Source organism: Streptomyces sp. NPDC052052 (genome assembly GCF_040680455.1).
GTDB lineage: Bacteria > Actinomycetota > Actinomycetes > Streptomycetales > Streptomycetaceae > Streptomyces.
This window is the reverse complement of the sequence record NZ_JBFAWU010000002.1, coordinates 201,217-221,293: the sequence shown is the minus strand read 5'-3', so window position 1 is coordinate 221,293 and position 20,077 is coordinate 201,217. Positions and strand designations below refer to the sequence as shown.

Genomic DNA, 20,077 nt, shown 5'->3' with positions numbered 1-20,077 from the left:
CGACGATGACCGAGGCGCAGGAGACCGAGCACGGCGGGCCGTCCGTGCCGCAGACCCGCACCGCACGCCACCGCCGGATCGTGGACATCCTGAACCGGCAACCGGTGCGTTCGCAGAGCCAGTTGGCCAAGCTCCTCGCCGACGACGGGCTGAGCGTGACCCAGGCGACGCTCTCCCGCGATCTGGACGAGCTGGGCGCGGTGAAGATCCGCAACACCGGCGGCGAGCTGATCTACGCGGTGCCGAGCGAGGGCGGTTTCCGTACCCCGCAGGCTCCGCTGGGCGAGTCCGCCAAGGAGGAGCGGATGCGGCGGCTCTCCGCCGAACTGCTCATCTCGGCGGAGGCCTCGGCCAACCTCGTGGTGCTGCGTACGCCTCCCGGCGCGGCGCAGTTCCTCGCCTCGGCCATCGACCAGGCCGAACTGCAGGACATCCTGGGCACCATCGCGGGTGACGACACCCTGATGCTGATCAGCCGTGACCCGGCGGGCGGCCAGGCGCTCGCCGAACACATGCTGCGCCTGGCCCAGAACGGGCGTTGAGCGGGCCGTCGCGGCCGCCGGTACCGAGATTCAACCGGCGGCCGCGCCGTGCCCGTTGACGTGCCGGAAGTTCCCTGCGCCCTCCCCGTGGCCGAGGCCGCGGCTCAGTCCGATTCCGCCCGGGGCAGCGCCGGCAGCGGGAGCGGCAGCCCCGGCAGCCCGTCGATGCTCGTCGCGATGTGCTCCTTCTTCTCGAAGTAGGCACTGAGCGACGCGTCGTCCTCACGCACGAAGCGCTGGGCGTGCAGGGGGCGGTCCTCGTCGTACGTCATGAAGGGCACGGCGAATCCGCAGGTGTCCCGGATCGGTTCGGCCGTCACCACGATGATGGCGCGCAGCCCGTGCGGGCCCGGGTCCACCCCGGGGAAGTGGCCGAGCAGTGCACCGAACCGCGGATCGTCACGGAAGACCGGCTCACCGCGTCCGTGCACCCGCACGATGTTCGGCGGTCCCTGGAAGGCGCACCACATCAGCGTGATACGGCCGTTCTCGCGGAGGTGGGCGACGGTCTCCGCGTTGCTGCCCGCGAAGTCCAGGTAGGCCACGGTCAGTTCGTCGATCACGGCGAAGGAACCGCGGACGCCCTTGGGGGAGAGGTTGACCGTGCCCGCCGCGTCCAGGGGAGCGGTCGCGGTGAAGAAGAGGGGCTGCTCCTCGATGAAGGTCCTGATCCGTCCGTCGATGCGTGCGTATGTTTTTCCCGCGGTGGCGATGATGGCCGTGGACCCGGTCGGCGTCAGGGTCATGTCAGGGAGTGGGGCGCGGTCCGCACCTCCGGCGCCCGGCGGCCGGAGCGGAAGGCCCGGCCGCCGCGGCCGACGGGAGCCGCGCCGCCCCGCCTGTACTTTGACAAAACATACAGAGGACTGCATAGTTATGCCTATCAGTGGGCGCGCCCGCGGACCCTGCACCGAGATCTTCAGGCTCTCGTCAAGGACCGCGGCACGGCGTGACCTGTCCTGAGCCCCGTGGCCATGTCGCCGTCTCCCCGGTCTTCCGCGCGGGGAGGCGGTCGCACATCCATCCCTTGTTCTTCCGAGGAGCACGCAGTGAGCAACGGCAACGGCAGCAGCGACGTCCGCCTCTGGGGCGCCCGCTTCGCCGACGGTCCGGCCGAGGCACTGGCCAGGCTGTCCGCCTCCGTCCACTTCGACTGGCGGCTCGCGCCGTACGACATCGCCGGCTCCCGCGCGCACGCGCGTGTGCTGAACAAGGCGGGGCTGCTCTCCGAGGACGAGCTGAGCCGCATGATCGCCGGCCTCGACCAGCTGGAGGCCGATGTCGCCGACGGTTCCTTCACCGGCACCGTCGCCGACGAGGACGTGCACACCGCACTGGAGCGCGGCCTGCTGGAACGCCTCGGCCCCGACCTCGGCGGCAAGCTGCGGGCCGGCCGGTCCCGCAACGACCAGATCGCCACGCTCTTCCGGATGTACCTGCGCGACCACGCCCGCATCATCGGCGGTCTGATCGCCGACCTCCAGGGTGCGCTGGTGGGCCTCGCCGAGGCGCACGGCGACGTCGCGATGCCCGGCCGTACGCATCTGCAGCACGCCCAGCCGGTGCTCTTCGCCCACCACGTCCTGGCCCACGCGCAGTCCCTCTCCCGGGACGCCGAGCGGCTGCGCCAGTGGGACGAGCGGACCGCGGTCTCCCCGTACGGCTCCGGCGCCCTGGCCGGATCGTCCCTCGGTCTGGACCCGGAGGCGGTCGCCGCCGACCTGGGCTTCGAGCACGGTTCCGTCGCCAACTCGATCGACGGCACGGCCTCGCGCGACTTCGTCGCCGAGTTCGCCTTCATCACCGCGATGATCGGGGTGAACCTCTCCCGGATCGCGGAGGAGATCATCATCTGGAACACGAAGGAGTTCTCCTTCGTCACCCTGCACGACGCCTTCTCCACCGGCTCCTCGATCATGCCGCAGAAGAAGAACCCGGACATCGCCGAGCTGGCCCGCGGCAAGTCCGGCCGGCTGATCGGCAATCTGACGGGTCTGATGGCCACCCTGAAGGCGCTCCCGCTCGCGTACAACCGCGACCTCCAGGAGGACAAGGAGCCGGTCTTCGACTCCTGCGACCAGCTCGAGGTCCTGCTGCCCGCCTTCACCGGAATGATGGCCACGCTCACCGTCAACCGCGAGCGCATGGAGGAACTGGCCCCGGCCGGCTTCTCGCTCGCCACCGACATCGCCGAGTGGCTGGTCAAGCAGGGCGTGCCGTTCCGTGTCGCGCACGAGGTCGCGGGCGCGTGCGTCAAGGAGTGCGAGAAGCACGGCATCGAGCTCGACGAGCTGACCGACGAGCAGTTCGCGACGATCTCCGAGCACCTCACTCCCGAGGTCCGCACGGTCCTCGATGTGCCCGGCGCCCTCGCGTCCCGCAGTGGGCGCGGCGGTACGGCCCCGTCCGCCGTGGCCGTCCAGCTCGCCGAGGTGAAGGCCGACCTCGCCGTCCAGCAGGCATGGGCCACGGCGCGGACGAAGGGCTGACGCCAGGGGCCGGAAGATGGCAGAGGCGGGGAGCGGTGGTTCGCTCCCCGCCTTCCGCTTTCCGCCCGCTGGGTTACGTTGACGTCGGCGGGGAAGCGCACCCGATCGACGAGGAGCCCACGATGCCATTCGAGCGGCTGTCCACAGCGACGACTCCGACCGCCCATATCGGGCTCGGCCTGGCGGCAGTCGGCAGGCCCGGCTACATCACCCTCCACCGTGACCGCGACCTCCCCGCCGACCGCAGCGTGGAAGCGCTGCGGCAGCGCACCCACGAGCTGCTGGACGCCGCCTATGCGCAGGGTGTGCGCTACTTCGACGCGGCCCGCTCCTACGGCCGTGCGGAGGAGTTCCTCTCCCAGTGGCTGACGGCGCACCCGGAGCTGCGCGACGTCGTCATCGGCAGCAAATGGGGCTACACCTACACGGCCGACTGGAGCGTGTCGGCCGAGGTGCACGAGGCCAAGGACCACGGACTCGCCACGTTCGAACGACAGCGCGCGGAGACGGACGCCCTGCTCGGCGACCGGCTCGACCTGTACCAGATCCACTCGGTCACGGCCGACAGCCCGGCCCTCACCGACAAGGAACTGCACGCACGGCTCGCCGCACTCGCCGCCGAAGGGGTCAGTGTCGGCCTCTCCACCAGCGGACCCGGCCAGGCCGACGCCATCCGCGCCGCGCTGGCCGTCAAGGTCGACGGCGAGCCGCTCTTCCGTACCGTCCAGGCCACCTACAACACCCTGGAGACCTCGGCCGGACCGGCGCTCGCCGAGGCCCACGACGCCGGACTCACCGTGATCGTCAAGGAGGCCATGGCCAACGGCCGGCTCGCCGGAACGGACGCCCCCGCCCTGGTCCGGGAGATCGCCGCCGAGGCCGGTGTGGGCAGCGACGCGGTCGCCCTGGCGTTCGTCCTGCACCAGCCGTGGGCGGGTGTGGTGTTGTCCGGTGCGGTGACGGTCGAGCAGCTGGCCGGAAACCTGCACGCGGCCGTCGTCGGCCTCGACGAGGAGCGGCGTACCCGGCTCGGCTCGCTCGTGGAGGAGCCGGACGCGTACTGGCGGCACCGCGCCACGCTGCCCTGGGGATGACCGGTCGTCGTCCTCGCCCCGTCGCCGGGCAGGGCGGGGGAGGGGCCCGTACGGCGTTCAGGGGCGGTCGTCCCGCCGGTCGTCCGCCCAGGCGGCGAGCTCCTCGAAATCGTCCGCCAGCAGACCGGTCCGCGGGTCGATCCACAGCAGCAGCGCTTCGGCAGCTCCCTGCTCCCTGACCCACTCCCGGTCCTGCTCGGTGACCTCGTCGTCGACCCAGGCGAACGGCCGGCCGGCCGCGTACTCCACGACGTACCGCGTCTTCCAGTACGTACCCGCCGGTGCGTCGTCGGGCATCGACGGCCAGTCGATGTACGGCAGCGGGGGCAGCCCGAGGCGCGGCCCGATCCACCGGTTGGCCTCGTCCTTCCAGGTCGTCGCCCAGACCAGCTCGTACCGGCCGGCGAGGGCCAGCAGCGACCGGCCGTGGTCCGGGTTGAGCAGGACCGGCAGCGGCGACCCGTAGTCCCAGCCCGCCGGCCGTGTCAGATACAGGGCATAGCCGACCGGGACCCGGCGGAGCATCAGTGCCGCGTACGGATTGAGCGGGCCGTCGATGTCGATCAGCAGCAGCGGCTTCATGCGGACATCGTCCTCCCTCCGTTCCACGGGAGCGAGAGAGTGTGAGACATCGGTGTCTCATGTGGGCTATGGTTGTCTCATGGCTCTTGACCGTGAACGTGTGCTGCGCAGCGCCGCCGACCTGCTGACCCGCAAATCGACCGCCACCATGGACGAGGTCGCCAGAGCCGCGGGCATCGGCCGCGCCACCCTGCACCGGCACTTCGCCGGACGGGACGCCCTGGTCAAGGCGCTGGAGAATCTGGGGATCCAGGAGTTCGAAGCGGCCCTGGACGCGGCCGCTCTCGACGAGGGGAGCTGCGAGGAGGCGCTGCGCCGGTTCGTGGCGGCCGTCGAGCCGAGCGCCGGACTGCTCTCCTTCCTCGTCACCGAGAACCAGCTCTTCGAGGGCGACGAGGTGAACGAGGGCTGGGACCGGCTCGACGCCCGGGTCGCCGCCTTCTTCCGGCGCGGACAGGAACGCGGCGAGTTCCGGATCGACCTCACCCCCGCCTGGCTGACCGAGGCGCTCTACGGGCTCGTCTCCAGCGGAGCCTGGGCCGTCCAGGCGGGCCGGATCGCCGGGCAGGACTTCACCCACATGATCGTCGAGTTGCTGCTCGGCGGTGTACGCCGGAGCGTGGAGCGATGACCAGCCTCGAAGACCACGTGACGGAATCCCGGGACCTGCGCCGGCCCGGGAGGTGGATCGCCCTGACCGTACTCGTCCTCGCCGTGCTGCTCGTGGCCGTGGACGCCACGGTCCTGGGCCTCGCCACCCCCTTCCTCAGCGAGGACCTCAAACCGTCCGGCACCCAGCTGCTCTGGATCGGCGACGTCTACTCCTTCGTCATCGCGGGGCTCCTCGTCTCCATGGGCAGCCTCGGCGACCGCATCGGCCGCAAGAAGCTGCTGCTGAGCGGAGCCACGGCCTTCGGCGCCGTCTCCGTGCTCAACGCGTACGCGAGCACGCCCGAGATGATGATCCTGGCCAGGGCCCTGCTCGGTGTCGCGGGCGCCACCCTGATGCCGTCCACGCTGGCCCTGATCCGCAACCTGTTCCACGATCCGCGCGAGCGCAGCCTCGCCATCGGCGTCTGGGGTGCCATGGCCTCCGCGGGCGCGGCCGTCGGCCCCGTCGTCGGTGGGTTTCTCCTGGAGCACTTCTGGTGGGGATCGGTCTTCCTGATCAACCTGCCGGTCATGGCCGTCCTCGTGGTCGTCGGCATCCGGATGATCCCCGAGTCGAAGAACCCGGCACGGGGCCCCTGGGACCTGGTCGGCGTGGTGCTCTCCTTCGTCGGCATGATCGGAGTCGTCTACGCCGTCAAGGAGCTGGCCGCGCACGGCGCGGGCTGGGGGCCGGCCGTCACGGGCATCGGCGGCCTGGCCGTGCTCTGCTGGTTCGTACGCAGACAGCTCACGCATCCCGCACCCCTGCTGGACATGCGGCTCTTCCAGCACCGGGGCTTCTCGGGGGCGGTCCTCGCCGATCTGCTGACCATCCTCGGCCTGTCCGGGCTGGTCTTCTTCCTCTCGCAGTTCCTGCAACTGGTCCAGGGACGCGGACCGCTGGAGGCCGGGCTCGCGGAGCTTCCCGCGGCCGTCGGCGCGGTCACCGCGGGTCTGGTCGCCGGCGTGGCGGCCCGCCGCCACTCGGTACGGTCGGTGGTGTCCGGCGGCCTCGCGGCGATCGGCCTGGCGCTTGCCGCGGTCACCCTGATCCACCAGGAGACCGCCTATCCGCTGATCGGCGCGGTACTTCTGGTCGTCGGCGTCGGTGCGGGCTTCGCCTTCACCGTCACCGCCGACGTGATCCTCTCCAGCGTTCCGAAGGAGCAGGCGGGCTCCGCGGGTGCGGTCTCCGAGACGGCGTACGAACTCGGCGCGGCCCTCGGCATCGCTCTGCTCGGTTCCGTCGTCACCGGCGTCTACCAGGGCTTCGCCACCCCTCCCGGCGTCCCGTCCACCCACGCCGCCGCGGCCCACGAATCGCTGGGCGGCGCCGTCGAGGCGGCCCGGGGCCTTCCGGCGGAGCAGGCGAGCGCCCTGGTCCTCGCGGCACAGGAGTCGTTCGTCGACGGGCTGCGGGTTGCCGCAGGCGTCGGCGCCGCCGTCCTGCTGGCGGCGGCCGTCGCCGCCTGGTTCCTGCTGCGGGGCCAGCGGCTGGAGGACAGCGGGGGGCACCCGTAGGACCCGTCGGACGCGTGGAGGGGCCCGAACCACCCCAGGGCGGTTCGGGCCCCTCCACGCGTCCTGGGCCGGGCGTCGGCTCAGGCGGCCTTGGCCTTCGTCGCATACATGTCGACATACTCCTGGCCGGACAGCCGCATCACCTCGGCCATCACGGAGTCCGTCACCGCACGCAGCACATAGCGGTCGCGGTCCATGCCCTCGTAGCGGGAGAACTCCATCGGTGCGCCGAAGCGGACCGTCACCTTGCCGGGGCGAGGCAGACCGGAGCCACCGGGCTGCAGCTTGTCCGTGCCGATCATCGCGAACGGCACCACCGGCGCACCCGTCATCAGGGTCAGCCGCGCGATGCCGGTACGGCCCCGGTAGAGGCGCCCGTCGGGGGAACGGGTGCCCTCCGGGTAGATGGCGAAGGCATGGCCCTCCTCCAGCACCCTCCGGCCCGTCATCAGCGCCGCGACACCGCCGCGACCGCCGTCCCGGTCCACCGGGATCATGCCGCAGCCCGTGAAGAACCACGCCATCGCCCGGCCCTTGAGCCCCTTGCCCGTCACGTACTCGTCCTTGCCGATGTAGAACACCGGCCGGTCGCAGCAGAGCGGCATGATCATCGAGTCGATGAACGTCAGATGGTTGCCCGCGAGGATCACCGGACCGTCCCCGGGAATGTTCTCCACGCCGTCCACCTGGGGGCGGAACATCAGGCGCAAGATCGGTCCGAGCACTGCCTTGATGAGTGCGTGTCGGGACAACGGTTCCTCCGGTGTTGTGGCCGGGCCGGTGTGGTGGCCGGGCCGGCCGGGTGCGGGATCGTGGGGGTCCATGCAGGTGAGGACGATACTCGCGGGTACTCCTGGTTCGCACATCGGGTTCATCGAGCGGATACGCAGTTTTGACGTGAGTTCCCGCCAAGTTCGTCCAGGCGCTGCTCCTTCGACGGTACGACTCCCTACGCTCGGGCCCCGCCCGACAGGTGCGAGACATCACACGCGAGGAGCATTCATGACAGAGCGCGCGCAGACAGGTCCCGGCCGCAGAACCCTGCTGGGAGCGGGAGCCGCCGTGCTGGGCACGGCGGCCCTCGGACTGGCCGGCGGCCCGGCCGCGGCCGCCGGCAGGACCTCCGCACCGTTCGGTGACCACGGCTTCCGGCTGGACCTGCCGGTCCCCACGGTCATCGGACACCGCGGCACCAGCGGCTACCGGCCCGAGCACACCCTCGGTTCCTACCAGCTGGCCCTCGACATGGGCGCGCACATCATCGAGCAGGACCTGGTGCCGACCAAGGACGGCCATCTCGTCTGCCGTCACGAGAACGACATCACCGCCACCAGCGATGTCTCCGCCCACCCCGAGTTCGCGAGCCGCAGAACCACCAAGAACGTCGACGGAGTCTCCGTCACCGGCTGGTTCACCGAGGACTTCACGCTCGCCGAGCTGAAGACGTTGCGGGCCAAGGAGCGCGTCCCCGGCACCCGGCAGAGGAACACGCTCTACGACGGACGCTGGGAGATCCCCACGTTCGAGGAGGTCCTGCGCTGGGCCGATCGTGAGGGGCGCAGGCGCAAGAAGCCCGTCTGGCTCTACGTCGAGACCAAGCACCCCACCTACTTCCGCGGCCTCGGCCTCGGCCTCGAAGAACCCCTCGCCGACCTGCTGCGCCGCTACGACCGCCACCGCAAGCAGTCGCCGCTCATCCTCCAGTCCTTCGAACCGGGCAGCATCCAGCGCCTGGCCGGTCTCGTCGCCACCCCGCGCGTCGTCCTGCTCTCCGGTGCGGGCGAGCGGCCGTGGGACTTCGTGACGTCCGGCGATCCGCGCACCGTCGCCGACCTGGTGAAGCCCGAGGGCCTGAACTGGATCGCGTCCTTCGCCCAGGGCATCGGACCCACCCTCGACCTGATCATTCCCAAGGACGCCTCGGGCCGGCTCACCGCACCGACCACCCTGGTGCAGGACGCGCACGCCCAAAGGCTGGTCCTGCACCCCTACACCATGCGCAACGAGAACACCTTCCTGCCCGCCGACTTCCGGCGCGGTACGGACCCCGCCGCGTACGGCGACGCGTTCGGCGCGTTCCAGGCGTACTTCGCGACGGGCATCGACGGCATCTTCTCCGACAACCCGGACACCGCCCTGCTCGCCGCTGCGGACTTCGCCGCGGCGTGACACCGGCGTCAGCACCCGGCCGGGGCGTGCCCCGGTCGGGTGGAGCTCGACGGTCGGGGCAACCGGCCGCCGGAGCGGGGGCGTTGGCCCGGCATGACGCTTCCCGATCCTGTCCGGGCAGGGGCCGTTGCCCCCGCTGCCGTCGTCCGCGCGCTGTATCCGCTGGTGCGCGCCGAGGCCACGGCCGAGGCAGCCGCCTCGGCGACGGGAGCGGCCGTCGAACCCGCCGATCTCGAACAGGCCGTCTGGCTGCGGCTGCTGGAGCGGCTCGCTCAGGACGGGCCGCCCGCGGACACGGCGCGCTGGGTGCGGGACGCCGTACGGGCGGAGGCGCGCCGGGCCCGCCGCACCGCGCGGCGCGAACGCCCCTACCGTGACGAGACCGCGGCGGATCCGGCCGGTTGCCCCGAGCGGATCGCCGTCGGTGCCGACGAACGCCGGGCGCTGCACGCCGCGGTGGGCCGCCTCCCCGGCCGGTGCGCCCGGCTGCTGGCCGCGATGCTTGCGCCCGGCGACCCCACATACCGGGAAATCGCAGGGGAGTTGGGTATGTCACAGGGGAGTTTGGGTCCGATCCGTTCCCGATGCCTTGGATGTCTGCGCAGAATGCTCCCGGCGGAGGTTGTGGCTCCTGAACTGCGGGGAAAGGAGCGTGAGACACAACCGGTGGATCAGGTGGGCGGAGGCGTGCGCACATGGGCATGAGCGTGGTCATCTCGGCGGCGACGGCGGACGACGCCGAGCAGATCTTGAAACTTCAGTACCTCTGTTTCCAGCGCGAGGCGGAGGTGTACGCGAACTACCGGATCGACCCACTGGTCCAGACCCTCGACTCGGTGCGCACGGCGATCACGACCCAGCTGGTGTTCGTGGCGCGGTTGGGCGACGAAATCGTCGGTTCCGTCAGCGGATCCACCGACCTGGACGGCGCCGGGCAGATCGCCAGGCTCTGCGTCCATCCCCGGCTCCAGGGGCACGGGCTCGGTGCCCGGCTGTTGAGGGCCGTCGAGTCGGGACTCGCCGACGAGCGGTCGGCCACCTGCTTCCGGCTGCACACGGGGCATCGCAGCGAGAGCAATCTGCGGCTCTACCGGCGGGCCGGCTACGCCCCCGTGGGCACCGAGACGAGTCCGGACGGCGTCCTGATGATCCTGCTGGAGAAGGACACGGCCGCACCCGCCTACGTGGCCAGCGCCTGAGGGCCGTCAGGCCGGATCGGCCAGCGGGGTGCGCGCCCGGCGCAGCCACATCATCCCGGTGATCGGCAGGATCACCGGGATGAACAGATAACCCATGCCGAAGTCGGACCAGACCGTGGCGTCCGCGAAGGCCGAGGGCTCCACCACCGTCCAGGTCCCCACCACCAGCACACCCAGGAGTTCCGCGGCGCAGCACGCCAGTGCCGACCTGCGCGCCGTCTCGCCACCGCGCACCAGCGAGTACGTGATGAACCCGTACACGAGCGCGGCGACGGCCGACAGTGTGTAGGCGAGCGGCGCCTTGTCGAAGTCCAGGACCATCTGGACGATCGAGCGGGAGGCCGCCGCGACGGTGAACACCCCGTAGAACCAGACCAGTACCCGGCCCGGACCGGTGCCCAGATCGAAGGGCTGCTTCTCGGCGGAGTCGGCCGCGGGAGTGCGATCGGTGTCGGTCACGGTCAGTTTCCCCAGATGTCGTAGAGCCGTACTTCGAGGACGGCCAGCACGACCGCGCCCGCCGACACCGTGACCGAACCCCAGCGGGTCCGCTCGGTGAGCGACATGAAACCGGCTGCGGGCACGGCGAGGAAGGCCCCGATCAGATAGGCGAGGAAGATCGTCATGCCCTGGTCGGGCCGCTCTCCCCGGGCCAGCTGCACGATGCCGGTGACCAGCTGGGCCAGTGCCAGCAGCGTCACGACGGCCATCCCGATGAAGTGCCAGTCCTTGGTCGGCTGGTCCCGGTGCGCGGCGAATCCGCACCATGCGGCGAGCGCGAGCGCGGTCGCGCCGACCGCGATCGTCAGGGCGTCAAGCATGAGGCGAGGGTATTACGGACCGGAATGCCCTCGACGTGCGCCCCCGGGCCCGAAGGCCGTGCCGGGCCGTCGTCGCCTCGGCGGGCCGGACGGACGGCGGGCACGAGGGCAGGGGTGATCGTGGTCTTGACCACAACCCGTGATCGTTCCCAACCGGAGGCGGAGCCCGTCAACGGGGCCGGTCTTCGCTGTATCGATGCAGGTCACAGCCGTGAGGGCGGATATTTCGACCGCCGACCGAACCGGCTCCACGCGCCGTCCACGGATGTCCGCTATGTGGACATCCGGGGTTGGTAGATCGTTACGTCTGTTTTACTTGCCGCATGACCACGACGAGCAGCCGCATCCCTGCGACCGAGGCGATCAGCACGCCCGGTGCTCGTTGCATGTGTCGAATGCGCGCCTTCTGAGGGCCCCCGCCCGAGTCTCGCGCCCCGAAGCGAGACCGAGTCCGAGCCGTCCGCACCCGTCGCGACGGGCCTGCCCGAGCATCACCGGGCCCGGCCGTTCGCGACCGTGCCGAGACCCCGCTCGGAACGTCCGATCGATACGTCCGGACGGTCTCATCAGACGAATGCCCCGTGCCCGGCGGACATCGCGCCGCGCACCTCGACAGTGACGGAAACCCTGTGATCACCACTTCGGGCCTCACGAAGGTCTACCAGTCGCACGGCCGCGAGGTCACCGCCCTGAACGGCGTGGACCTGCACGTCCGTGAGGGCGAGGTGTACGGCGTCATCGGCCGCAGCGGCGCCGGGAAGTCCTCGCTCATCCGCTGCGTCAACCTCCTGGAGCGCCCCACCTCCGGCACCGTGACCGTGGACGGGCAGGACCTCACCGCCCTCGCCGGACGGGGCCACCGGGCCGGGAAGGAACTGCGCAGGGCGCGCAGCCGCATCGGCATGGTCTTCCAGCACTTCAACCTGCTGGCCTCCCGCAACGTCCAGGCCAACGTCGAACTGCCGTTGGAGATCCTCGGGGTCTCCGGCCGGGATCGCGCCCGCAAGGCCCTCGAACTCCTCGACCTGGTGGGCCTCGCCGACAAGGCCAAGGCCTACCCCGGCCAGCTCTCCGGCGGCCAGAAGCAGCGCGTCGGCATCGCCCGCGCCCTCGCCGGGGACCCCAAGGTGCTGCTCTCCGACGAGGCGACCTCGGCTCTCGACCCCGAGACCACCCGCTCCATCCTTCAGCTGATCCGGGACCTGAACCAGCAGCTGGGCCTGACCGTCCTGCTCATCACGCACGAGATGGACGTCGTGAAGACGATCTGCGACTCCGCCGCGCTGATGCGCAAGGGGCGCATCGTCGAGTCGGGCACCGTCGGCGAACTGCTCGCCACCCCCGGCTCGGAACTGGCCGACGAACTGTTCCCCGTCGGCGGTGCGGCCTCCGGCCCCGACCGCACGGTCGTCGACGTCACCTTCCACGGCGAGTCCGCCACCCAGCCGGTGATCTCGCAGCTCGCCCGGACGTACAACATCGACATCTCGATCCTGGGCGCCGCGATGGACACCGTCGCGGGCAGGCAGATCGGCCGGATGCGCATCGAGCTGCCCGGCCGCTTCGAGGAGAACGTCGTCCCGATCGGCTTCCTGCGCGAGCAGGGGCTCCAGGCCGAGGTCGTGGAGCACGACGCCGCGTCCGCCCCCGTACAGACCCCCGCCCCGCTCACCAAGGAGGTGGCGAAGTGACCTGGTCCGAAATGCAGCCACTGCTCGTCCAGGGAACCGTGGACACCCTGTACATGGTGCTCTGGTCCGCAGCCGTCACCGTTCTCGTGGGACTGCCGCTCGGTGTCCTGCTGGTCCTCACCGACAAGGGCGGACTGCTCCGGAACACCCCGGTGAACAAGATCATCGGTGTGATCGTGAACATCGGCCGCTCGCTGCCGTTCATCATCCTGCTGATCGCCCTGATTCCCTTCACCACCTGGGTCGTCGGCACCTTCATCGGCCCGACGGCGATGATCGTGCCGCTCTCCGTCGGCGCCATCCCGTTCTTCGCGCGACTCGTCGAGACGGCCGTGCGCGAGGTCGACCACGGGCTCGTGGAGGCCGTCCAGTCGATGGGCGGATCCATCCCGACGATCGTGCGCAAGGTCCTGCTGCCGCAGGCGCTGCCCTCGCTCGTCTCCGGGATCACCACCACCGTCATCGTGCTCATCGGATACTCCGCGATGGCCGGCGCGGTCGGTGGCGAAGGCCTCGGTTCCAAGGCCGTGACCTACGGATTCCAGCGCTTCGACAACCGGTTCATGCTCATCACCGTCGCGCTGCTGATCGTCATCGTGACCGTGGTCCAGCTGATCGGCGACACGGCCATACGCCTGCTGGCCCGCCGTGGCCGTACCGCCTCCTGAGACTTCCCTGCCACCCGAGCCCGAACTCCTTGTCCGGGCGCACCACCTTCACCACCGGAAAGAGGCACTTTTCGTGCGCAAGAACATCAAGATCACCGCAGCCGCCGCTGCCACCGCCGCCGTGGCCCTCGGCCTCACCGCCTGCGGTACGTCGTCCGACCCGGCTTCCAAGAGCGAGACCGGCGCCAAGTCCGACACGTCCAAGACCCTCGTCGTCGCCGCGTCCCCGACGCCGCACGCCGACATCCTCGACTACGTCAAGAAGAACCTGGCGGCCAAGGAAGGCCTCAAGCTGGAGGTCAAGGAGTTCACGGACTACGTCCTGCCGAACACCGCCACCGAGAGCGGCCAGGTCGACGCCAACTTCTTCCAGCACCAGCCGTACCTCGACGACTTCAACAAGAAGAACAACACCCACCTCGTCTCCGTCGGCACCGTCCACCTGGAGCCCCTCGGCCTCTACTCCAAGAAGGTCAAGGACATCGGCGACATCAAGTCCGGCCAGACCATCGCGGTGCCCAACGACACCACGAACGAGGGCCGCGCCCTCCAACTGCTCGCCGAGAACGGTCTGATCACCCTCAAGTCCGGTGTCGGCACCGACGCCAAGCTGAGCGACATCACCGACCGGAAGGGCCTGGAGTTCAAGGAGCTGGAGGCCGCAACCGTGCCCCGCGCCCTGAACGATGTGGACGCCGCCGTCATCAACGGCAACTACGCCATCGAGGCGGACCTCAAGCCCTCCAAGGACGCGCTGGTGCTGGAGAAGGCCGACGGCAACCCTTACGCCAACATCATCGCCGTGAAGAAGGGCGACGAGAACGACGCCCGCGTCCAGAAGCTCGTGAAGCTCCTCCACTCCGACGAGGTCAAGAAGTTCATCGAGGACACCTACCAGGGCTCGGTCATCCCGGCCTTCGGTACCACCACGTCCTGACCCCCGCACAGCGGCCGGACGACGGACCCCGCGCATCCCACCGGAGCATTCCGAGGGGCGCGGGGTTCCGCCGTTCGAACCCGCCCATGCGCAATACCGGCCGGATGCTGCATGCTGTGCCTTTACACGGTCTTCGGCATGGAGCGGCGCATGACTTCCACCTTTCCGGACATCTCCATCAGCACGGATCGGTTGGTGCTGCGCCCCTTCGACATGGCCGACGTCCCGGCGTACACCGAGATGATGAACGACGAACTCGTCACCGCCTGGATCGGGGCCCCGCACCCCTACACCCAGGTGGACGCCGAACGCTGGGTCCGCAGGATCGCACCCGCGCAGCGCACCACGGGCGACGGCATCGCGCTCGCCGTCACCGAGTTCCTCACCCAACGGCTCGTCGGCTCGGTACGTCTGCACCACACCGACTGGCGCACCCTCGCCACCGAGGCCGCGTACATCACCGCCCCCTGGGCGCGCGGCGAGGGATACGCCACCGAGGCCGTGCTGGCTCTGGCCCAGTGGCTCTTCCGCGACCAGGGCTTCGAGCGCATCGAACTGCGCACCGCCGCGGGCAACACCGCCTCGCAGCAGGTGGCCCAGAAGCTCGGCTGCATCAGTGAGGGGGTCCTGCGCAACGCCCGCATAGCGCGCACCCGGACCGAGGACGGCGGATGGACCGACATCAGGACCGACCTGATCGTCTGGGGCCTGCTGGCCGAGGACCTCGAAGGCGTGGCCGAGCAACTGGCCGATGCCGGTGGCTACGGCACCTACAACGACTGGGACTGAGTTCCCGGGACGGTTTCGGCACCTTCCGGACACGGACCGGGTAATCTCACTCTGCCCGCCCTGAACGGGCACTCCTACCTGCGACAACTCCAGGAGACTGACGACAGATGGCCGATCGGGTCACCGTGATCGGCTGGGACGGCTCGCCACTGACCGAAGCGGCCACCGCCGCCCTCTCGGCCGCCACACTCGTCGCCGGAGCCGCCCACCACCTCGCACTCCCCGAAGTCCCGGCCCATGCCGAACACATCCGCCTGGGCTCCATCGACCTGGCCGCCCGCCGGATCGCCGGCCACCGCGGCAGCGCCGTGGTGCTCGCCGACGGCGATCCCGGCTTCTTCGGAGTCGTACGCAATCTCCGCGCATCCGAGCACGGCCTTGAAGTCGAAGTGGTGCCCGCCGTGTCCTCCGTCGCCACCGCGTTCGCCCGCGCCGGAATGCCGTGGGAGGACGCCCAGACCGTCGTCGCCCACCCCCGGACCCTGCGCCGAGCCGTCAATGTCTGCCGGGCCCACCACAAGGTCGCCGTCCTCACCTCGCCCGGCGCGGGCCCTGCGGAACTCGCCCTGCTCCTCGAAGGCGTCCATCGCACCTTCGTCATCTGCGAGGAACTCGGCACCGCGCGCGAACGGGTCAGTGTCGTCACCTCCGACAAGGCCGCCGACCACGCCTGGCGCGACCCCAATGTGGTGATCGTCATAGGCGGCGGCCCCGAGGCGCAGCCCACCGGTGCCTGGATCGCCGGCCGGCACCCCGCCTACCCGCGTGGCGTACGGGGCTGGGCGCTGCCCTCCGAGGCATATCCGGGTGCCGCCCAGGAATCCGCGAACGAGACCGGCGAGGGCGAGTCCCCGCAGCTGCGCGCCGCCCAACTGGCCCGGCTGGGCCCCCGTGCCGGAGACCTCCTGTGGGACATCGGCTCCGGCAGCGGGGCCCTGGCCGTGGAGGCCGCCCGGTTCGGTGCGGCCGTCCTGGCGGTCGACAGCGACCCGGCGGCCTGCGCCCGCACCACGGCGGCGGCCCGCGCGCACGGGGTCCAGATCCAGGTCGTCGAGGGACGGGCGCCCCAGGTGCTGGAGCGGCTTCCGGAGCCCGATCTCGTCCGGATCGGGGGCGGGGGAGTGCCCGTCGTCACCGCGGTCACCGAGGCCCGCCCGGAACGGATAGTGACCCATGCGTCGACGCGCGACGAGGCCGAGGCACTCGGCGCGGCACTCGCCGGCAACGGATACACCGTCGGATGCTCGCTCCTCCAGTCCGTCGAACTCGACACGGTCGCGTGGTCGGAGCGTGAACGCTCGGTCGTGTTCGTGCTCTCCGCACTGCGTTCGGACCTCGCCCCCTGACCCGGTCGGCGTAGCGCGCGAGGTAGGCTGGCCGATCGCTGCACCGCGCCCGGGCGTTCGTCGGTTCGTTCGTCAATGTCCGGAAAAGGGGACCGTTTTGATCCCCGTTGTGGTACGGCGGAACCGGGAGATGCGCGACGTGGCGCAGTCCACAGCGAACCGGGGCGGAATCGGCTGCCCCGGTGGCGAACGGCCGCGAGAATGCAGGATGTCCGCGAACGTCTCGTGCCGCGCGGCGCGCCCGCTCGTTCTTGTTGACGAGCGCCGGTGTGCCGCGGTCGGGCGTCCCGGGCGAAGGGCCGAAGGAGCACTGACGATGGGCGAGGGGTACGCATGAGTGACACCGGCCAGATCCCGGGTGAGGGACTGCCGGAGAACGCGGGCTTGGTGGAGCAGCCGGGCATCGCCGCCCCGGACGCCTACCCTTACCTCGCTCCCTCCGAGCACGTGTCCGAGGACGACGACCTCCTGCTGATGCCGAGCCCCCAGGGCGCCTGGAGCGACCCGCAGACGGTCCCGGCCCCCGGCCCGTACCCCGAGGGCGTACCCGCCCAGGCAGTCCTGCCCGAACAGGGCACCTACCAGGCCCCGCCCGCCTACGCCCCGCCGACCGGTGAGGCCACGGCCCAGCCGCAGGAACCCGGCCAGACGCAGGTCCCGGGCACCCACACCGTGCAGCAGACCGAAGCCCGGCCCGAGGCGGTCCAGGGGACCCACGAGTCCGGTGGCCGCGACTCGGGTTCGGTCGACCTGGGGGGCGTACGCATCCCTTCGCCCACCCCGGCCGCACAGCCCCAGGCCCCGGTGCGCCGCCCGCTGCACCGCGGTCCGGTCGCGTCGGACGGGCCGACCTACGGCGGAGCGTCCACCGGCGGTGTGGTCCGCTCGCTCGCCGACCGCGGCCCGGCGGGCGTCCCCGCGGCACCGGTCCAGCAGGCCCCCGTACGGCAGCCGGTACCGCAGGCCACCGGGCCCGAGTACTTCGGGACGCCGGGTGACGGGGCGGCCGTGCTGCCGGGTCCGCAGCTCGGCGAGATCCTGCCGCAGGGCGGCATCCCGTGGGCGGCCGATGTGCCGCAGCCGGTCGCCCCTTCCGCGACCGTGGAGACGGCCGTGCCGGAACCGGTCGCCGAGCCGGTCCCGGCCCCCGCAGCGCCCACGGAGCCGGAGCAGACCGTTCAGGCCGCGGTGCCGGAGGCCGTGTACGCCCCCGAGGCCGTGGACGACGGGGCACCGATCGCCGTCGGCACGCCTGCGGAGGTTCCCGCGGAGCCGGTGGCAGAGGCCACGCCCGTTGCCGCGGCCGAGTCCGAGGCTCCCGCGGCGGAGGAAGCCACCGAGACCGCGCCTTCGGGGCAGTTCGTGTCCGCGGACGATCCGGCCCCGACGGCCGCTCTCCAGGACCCGGCGCCCGCCGCGGAGCCGGTTGCGGAGCCCGAGCCCGAGCCGCAGCGTGAGGCGTTCGCGGGGGAGCCGGTCCAGCCCGCCGAGCCCGGTGCCGCCGAGCAGATGGCCGCGGCTGTCACGGGCATCGCACCCGAGCAAGCTCCCGAGCCCGTCCCCGCCCCCGCCGAGGGCGTCGAGCCGGTCCCCGCACCGGCCGAAGCTCCTGATCCGGCCCCCGTTCCCGGGGCCGAGGACGAGGCTGCGACGGTGGCCGGGCCGGGCCCGCAGGTCATCGAGGCCCCGGAGGCCACCGGCAGCGACCGGTCCACGGCGGCGGCACCGATGGAGCCGGGGCAGCCCGAGGACCAGGACCCGCACCACGCCGACGGAGACGAATTGCTTCAGACGTCCGAGTCCGACGGTGCCGAGGTGTCCGCGCCCGCACCCGGCTACGACGACGCCGAGCGTGAGGCCGTCCTGCGGGTCATGCGCGAACGCCGTGACATCCGCAACGGTTTCCGCAGCGACCCGATCCCGCACGAGGTGCTGCTCCGTGTCCTCGAAGCCGCGCACACCGCGCCCAGCGTCGGCCATTCGCAGCCCTGGGACTTCGTCGTCATCCGTTCGGCGGAGACCCGCCGCACCATGCACGAACTGGCACAGCGTCAGCGCGAGGCGTACGCCCAGTCGCTTCCCAAGAGCCGGGCCAAGCAGTTCAAGGAACTGAAGATCGAGGCCATCCTCGAGACACCGGTCAACATCGTCGTCACCGCCGACCCCACCCGTGGCGGTCGGCACACCCTCGGCCGGTACACCCAGCCGCAGATGGCCCCGTACTCCTCCGCGCTGGCCGTCGAGAACCTGTGGCTCGCCGCGCGCGCCGAAGGCCTCGGCGTCGGCTGGGTCAGCTTCTTCGACGAGCGGGAGATGGTGCGGACCCTGGGGCTGCCCGAGCACCTCGAAGTCGTCGCGTATCTCTGCGTCGGTTACGTCGACGAGTTCCCCGAGGAACCCGAGCTGATGCAGGCGGGCTGGTCCAAGCGCCGTCCGCTCTCCTGGGTCGTGCACGAGGAGACCTACGGCCGTCGTGCCCTGCCCGGCGAGGAACCGCACGACCTGCTGCAGGAGACCGTCGCCGGCATCCGCCCGCTGGACGCCAAGGCGCTCGGCGAGGCGTGGGAACGCCAGAAGCGGATGACCAAGCCCGCCGGTGCGCTCGGCATGCTGGAGATCATCTCCGCGCAGCTCTCGGGGCTCTCCCGGATGTGCCCGCCGCCGATCCCGGAGCCCGCGGCCGTCGCGGTCTTCGCGGGCGACCACGGGGTGCACGCCCAGGGCGTCACCGCCTGGCCGCAGGAGGTCACCGGCCAGATGGTCGCCAACTTCCTCGACGGCGGCGCGGTCTGCAACGCGTTCGCCGCCCAGGTCGGCGCCGAGGTCTGCGTGGTCGACGTCGGCGTGGCCATGGAGCTGCCCGCGCGGGCCGGCCTCCTTCCCCGCAAGGTACGGGCCGGGACGGCCGACTTCACGACCGGTCCCGCCCTCACCCGGGAAGAGGTCCTCGCGGCCATCGAGGTCGGCATCGAGACCGCTCGCGATCTGGTCGCGGCAGGCAACAAGGCCCTGCTCATCGGCGAGATGGGCATCGCCAACACCACCGCGTCGGCCGCTCTGATCTGCGTGTACACCGGCATGGACCCGGCCGAGGTGACCGGCCGCGGCACCGGCATCAACGACGAGATGCACGCCCGGAAGGTCGATGTGGTCCGCCGGGCCCTCGAACTCCACCAGCCCGACCCGGCTGATCCGATCGGTGTGCTGGCGGCGGTCGGCGGCCTCGAGCACGCGGCGATGGCCGGCTTCCTTCTGGGCGGCGCCTCGCTCCGCACTCCCGTCATCCTCGACGGTGTGAGCACGGGCGCCGCGGCCCTGGTCGCCCGGGCGATCGCCCCCGAGGCCCTGGCCGCCTGCATCGCGGGCCACCGCAGCGCCGAGCCCGGCCATGTCGCCGCGCTCAACAAGCTCGGCCTGCGCCCGCTGGTCGACCTCGACCTCCGCCTGGGCGAGGGCACGGGCGCGCTGCTGGCGCTGCCCATCGTCCAGAGCGCCGCACGGGCGATGCACGAGGTGGCGACGTTCGACTCGGCGGGTGTCACGGAGAAGTAGTCTCCTCGCCCCTCCACCGGCCCCGC

At 71.1% G+C, this 20,077-nt stretch carries 19 protein-coding genes; 14 read left to right on the top strand and 5 right to left on the bottom strand.

Annotated elements, in window-relative coordinates; genetic code table 11:
* The first annotated feature begins 5 nt into the window (after positions 1 to 5).
* Complete coding sequence (locus AB0L71_RS02910; protein WP_365237129.1) at positions 6 to 542, top strand: arginine repressor; 537 nt, start codon at positions 6 to 8, stop codon at positions 540 to 542.
* A gap of 104 nt (positions 543 to 646) precedes the next feature.
* On the opposite strand, the gene AB0L71_RS02905 is transcribed toward AB0L71_RS02910, so the two are convergent.
* Positions 647 to 1,288 carry a pyridoxamine 5'-phosphate oxidase family protein gene (locus AB0L71_RS02905; protein ID WP_365237127.1) on the bottom strand — a complete coding sequence of 214 codons (642 nt, stop codon included), beginning with the start codon at positions 1,286 to 1,288 and terminating at the stop codon, positions 647 to 649.
* A 303-nt stretch (positions 1,289 to 1,591) separates the two neighbouring features.
* On the opposite strand from AB0L71_RS02905, the gene argH reads away from it, so the two are divergent.
* Both argH and AB0L71_RS02895 read left to right on the top strand, forming a co-directional pair.
* Positions 1,592 to 3,031 carry an argininosuccinate lyase gene (gene argH / locus AB0L71_RS02900; protein WP_365237125.1) on the top strand — a complete coding sequence of 480 codons (1,440 nt, stop codon included), beginning with the start codon at positions 1,592 to 1,594 and terminating at the stop codon, positions 3,029 to 3,031.
* 122 nt (positions 3,032 to 3,153) lie between these two features.
* The gene (locus AB0L71_RS02895) at positions 3,154 to 4,125 is read left to right on the top strand and encodes an aldo/keto reductase (protein ID WP_365237124.1); all 972 of its coding nucleotides are present in this window, start codon (positions 3,154 to 3,156) and stop codon (positions 4,123 to 4,125) included.
* 57 nt (positions 4,126 to 4,182) lie between these two features.
* Here AB0L71_RS02895 and AB0L71_RS02890 read toward each other — a convergent pair whose 3' ends face one another.
* Positions 4,183 to 4,707 (bottom strand): hypothetical protein, encoded by a 525-nt coding sequence (locus tag AB0L71_RS02890; RefSeq protein ID WP_365237122.1) that lies wholly within the window; start codon positions 4,705 to 4,707, stop codon positions 4,183 to 4,185.
* Positions 4,708 to 4,786: 79 nt separating this feature from the next.
* Here AB0L71_RS02890 and AB0L71_RS02885 point away from each other — a divergent pair, with 79 nt between their 5' ends.
* Positions 4,787 to 5,338 (top strand): helix-turn-helix domain-containing protein, encoded by a 552-nt coding sequence (locus AB0L71_RS02885; protein ID WP_365237120.1) that lies wholly within the window; start codon positions 4,787 to 4,789, stop codon positions 5,336 to 5,338.
* Complete coding sequence (locus tag AB0L71_RS02880) at positions 5,335 to 6,879, top strand: MFS transporter (protein ID WP_365237118.1); 1,545 nt, start codon at positions 5,335 to 5,337, stop codon at positions 6,877 to 6,879. The genes AB0L71_RS02885 and AB0L71_RS02880 overlap by 4 nt, the downstream gene beginning before the upstream one ends.
* Before the next feature lie 80 nt (positions 6,880 to 6,959).
* On the opposite strand, the gene AB0L71_RS02875 is transcribed toward AB0L71_RS02880, so the two are convergent.
* Positions 6,960 to 7,631, bottom strand: coding sequence for a lysophospholipid acyltransferase family protein (locus AB0L71_RS02875; RefSeq protein WP_365237465.1), 672 nt, complete (start codon positions 7,629 to 7,631; stop codon positions 6,960 to 6,962).
* A 250-nt stretch (positions 7,632 to 7,881) separates the two neighbouring features.
* On the opposite strand from AB0L71_RS02875, the gene AB0L71_RS02870 reads away from it, so the two are divergent.
* From AB0L71_RS02870 to AB0L71_RS02860, 3 genes are all read left to right on the top strand, one after another.
* Positions 7,882 to 9,048, top strand: a complete 1,167-nt coding sequence (locus AB0L71_RS02870) for a glycerophosphodiester phosphodiesterase (RefSeq protein WP_365237116.1) — start codon at positions 7,882 to 7,884, stop codon at positions 9,046 to 9,048.
* 93 nt (positions 9,049 to 9,141) lie between these two features.
* Positions 9,142 to 9,753: a sigma-70 family RNA polymerase sigma factor gene (locus AB0L71_RS02865; RefSeq protein WP_365237114.1), complete on the top strand. Its 612-nt coding sequence runs from the start codon at positions 9,142 to 9,144 to the stop codon at positions 9,751 to 9,753.
* Positions 9,744 to 10,247, top strand: a complete 504-nt coding sequence (locus tag AB0L71_RS02860) for a GNAT family N-acetyltransferase (RefSeq protein WP_365237112.1) — start codon at positions 9,744 to 9,746, stop codon at positions 10,245 to 10,247. Before AB0L71_RS02865 ends, AB0L71_RS02860 begins: the two co-directional genes overlap by 10 nt.
* Positions 10,248 to 10,253: 6 nt before the next feature.
* Here the strand turns inward: AB0L71_RS02860 and AB0L71_RS02855 are convergent, their stop codons facing one another.
* The gene (locus AB0L71_RS02855) at positions 10,254 to 10,706 is read right to left on the bottom strand and encodes a hypothetical protein (RefSeq protein ID WP_365237110.1); all 453 of its coding nucleotides are present in this window, start codon (positions 10,704 to 10,706) and stop codon (positions 10,254 to 10,256) included.
* Positions 10,707 to 10,708: 2 nt separating this feature from the next.
* Positions 10,709 to 11,068, bottom strand: coding sequence for a hypothetical protein (locus tag AB0L71_RS02850; RefSeq protein WP_365237108.1), 360 nt, complete (start codon positions 11,066 to 11,068; stop codon positions 10,709 to 10,711).
* A 629-nt stretch (positions 11,069 to 11,697) separates the two neighbouring features.
* On the opposite strand from AB0L71_RS02850, the gene AB0L71_RS02845 reads away from it, so the two are divergent.
* The 6 genes from AB0L71_RS02845 (at position 11,698) to cobT (ending at position 20,051) form a co-directional block, all read left to right on the top strand.
* The gene (locus tag AB0L71_RS02845) at positions 11,698 to 12,759 is read left to right on the top strand and encodes an ATP-binding cassette domain-containing protein (RefSeq protein ID WP_365237107.1); all 1,062 of its coding nucleotides are present in this window, start codon (positions 11,698 to 11,700) and stop codon (positions 12,757 to 12,759) included.
* Positions 12,756 to 13,427 carry a methionine ABC transporter permease gene (locus AB0L71_RS02840; protein ID WP_365237105.1) on the top strand — a complete coding sequence of 224 codons (672 nt, stop codon included), beginning with the start codon at positions 12,756 to 12,758 and terminating at the stop codon, positions 13,425 to 13,427. Before AB0L71_RS02845 ends, AB0L71_RS02840 begins: the two co-directional genes overlap by 4 nt.
* A gap of 73 nt (positions 13,428 to 13,500) precedes the next feature.
* The gene (locus AB0L71_RS02835; RefSeq protein WP_365237103.1) at positions 13,501 to 14,364 is read left to right on the top strand and encodes a MetQ/NlpA family ABC transporter substrate-binding protein; all 864 of its coding nucleotides are present in this window, start codon (positions 13,501 to 13,503) and stop codon (positions 14,362 to 14,364) included.
* Positions 14,365 to 14,475: 111 nt separating this feature from the next.
* Positions 14,476 to 15,153 (top strand): GNAT family N-acetyltransferase, encoded by a 678-nt coding sequence (locus tag AB0L71_RS02830; protein WP_365237101.1) that lies wholly within the window; start codon positions 14,476 to 14,478, stop codon positions 15,151 to 15,153.
* A 107-nt stretch (positions 15,154 to 15,260) separates the two neighbouring features.
* The gene (cbiE, locus tag AB0L71_RS02825) at positions 15,261 to 16,499 is read left to right on the top strand and encodes a precorrin-6y C5,15-methyltransferase (decarboxylating) subunit CbiE (RefSeq protein WP_365237099.1); all 1,239 of its coding nucleotides are present in this window, start codon (positions 15,261 to 15,263) and stop codon (positions 16,497 to 16,499) included.
* A 333-nt stretch (positions 16,500 to 16,832) separates the two neighbouring features.
* Positions 16,833 to 20,051, top strand: coding sequence for a nicotinate-nucleotide--dimethylbenzimidazole phosphoribosyltransferase (cobT, locus tag AB0L71_RS02820; RefSeq protein ID WP_365237097.1), 3,219 nt, complete (start codon positions 16,833 to 16,835; stop codon positions 20,049 to 20,051).
* Positions 20,052 to 20,077 lie beyond the last annotated feature (26 nt).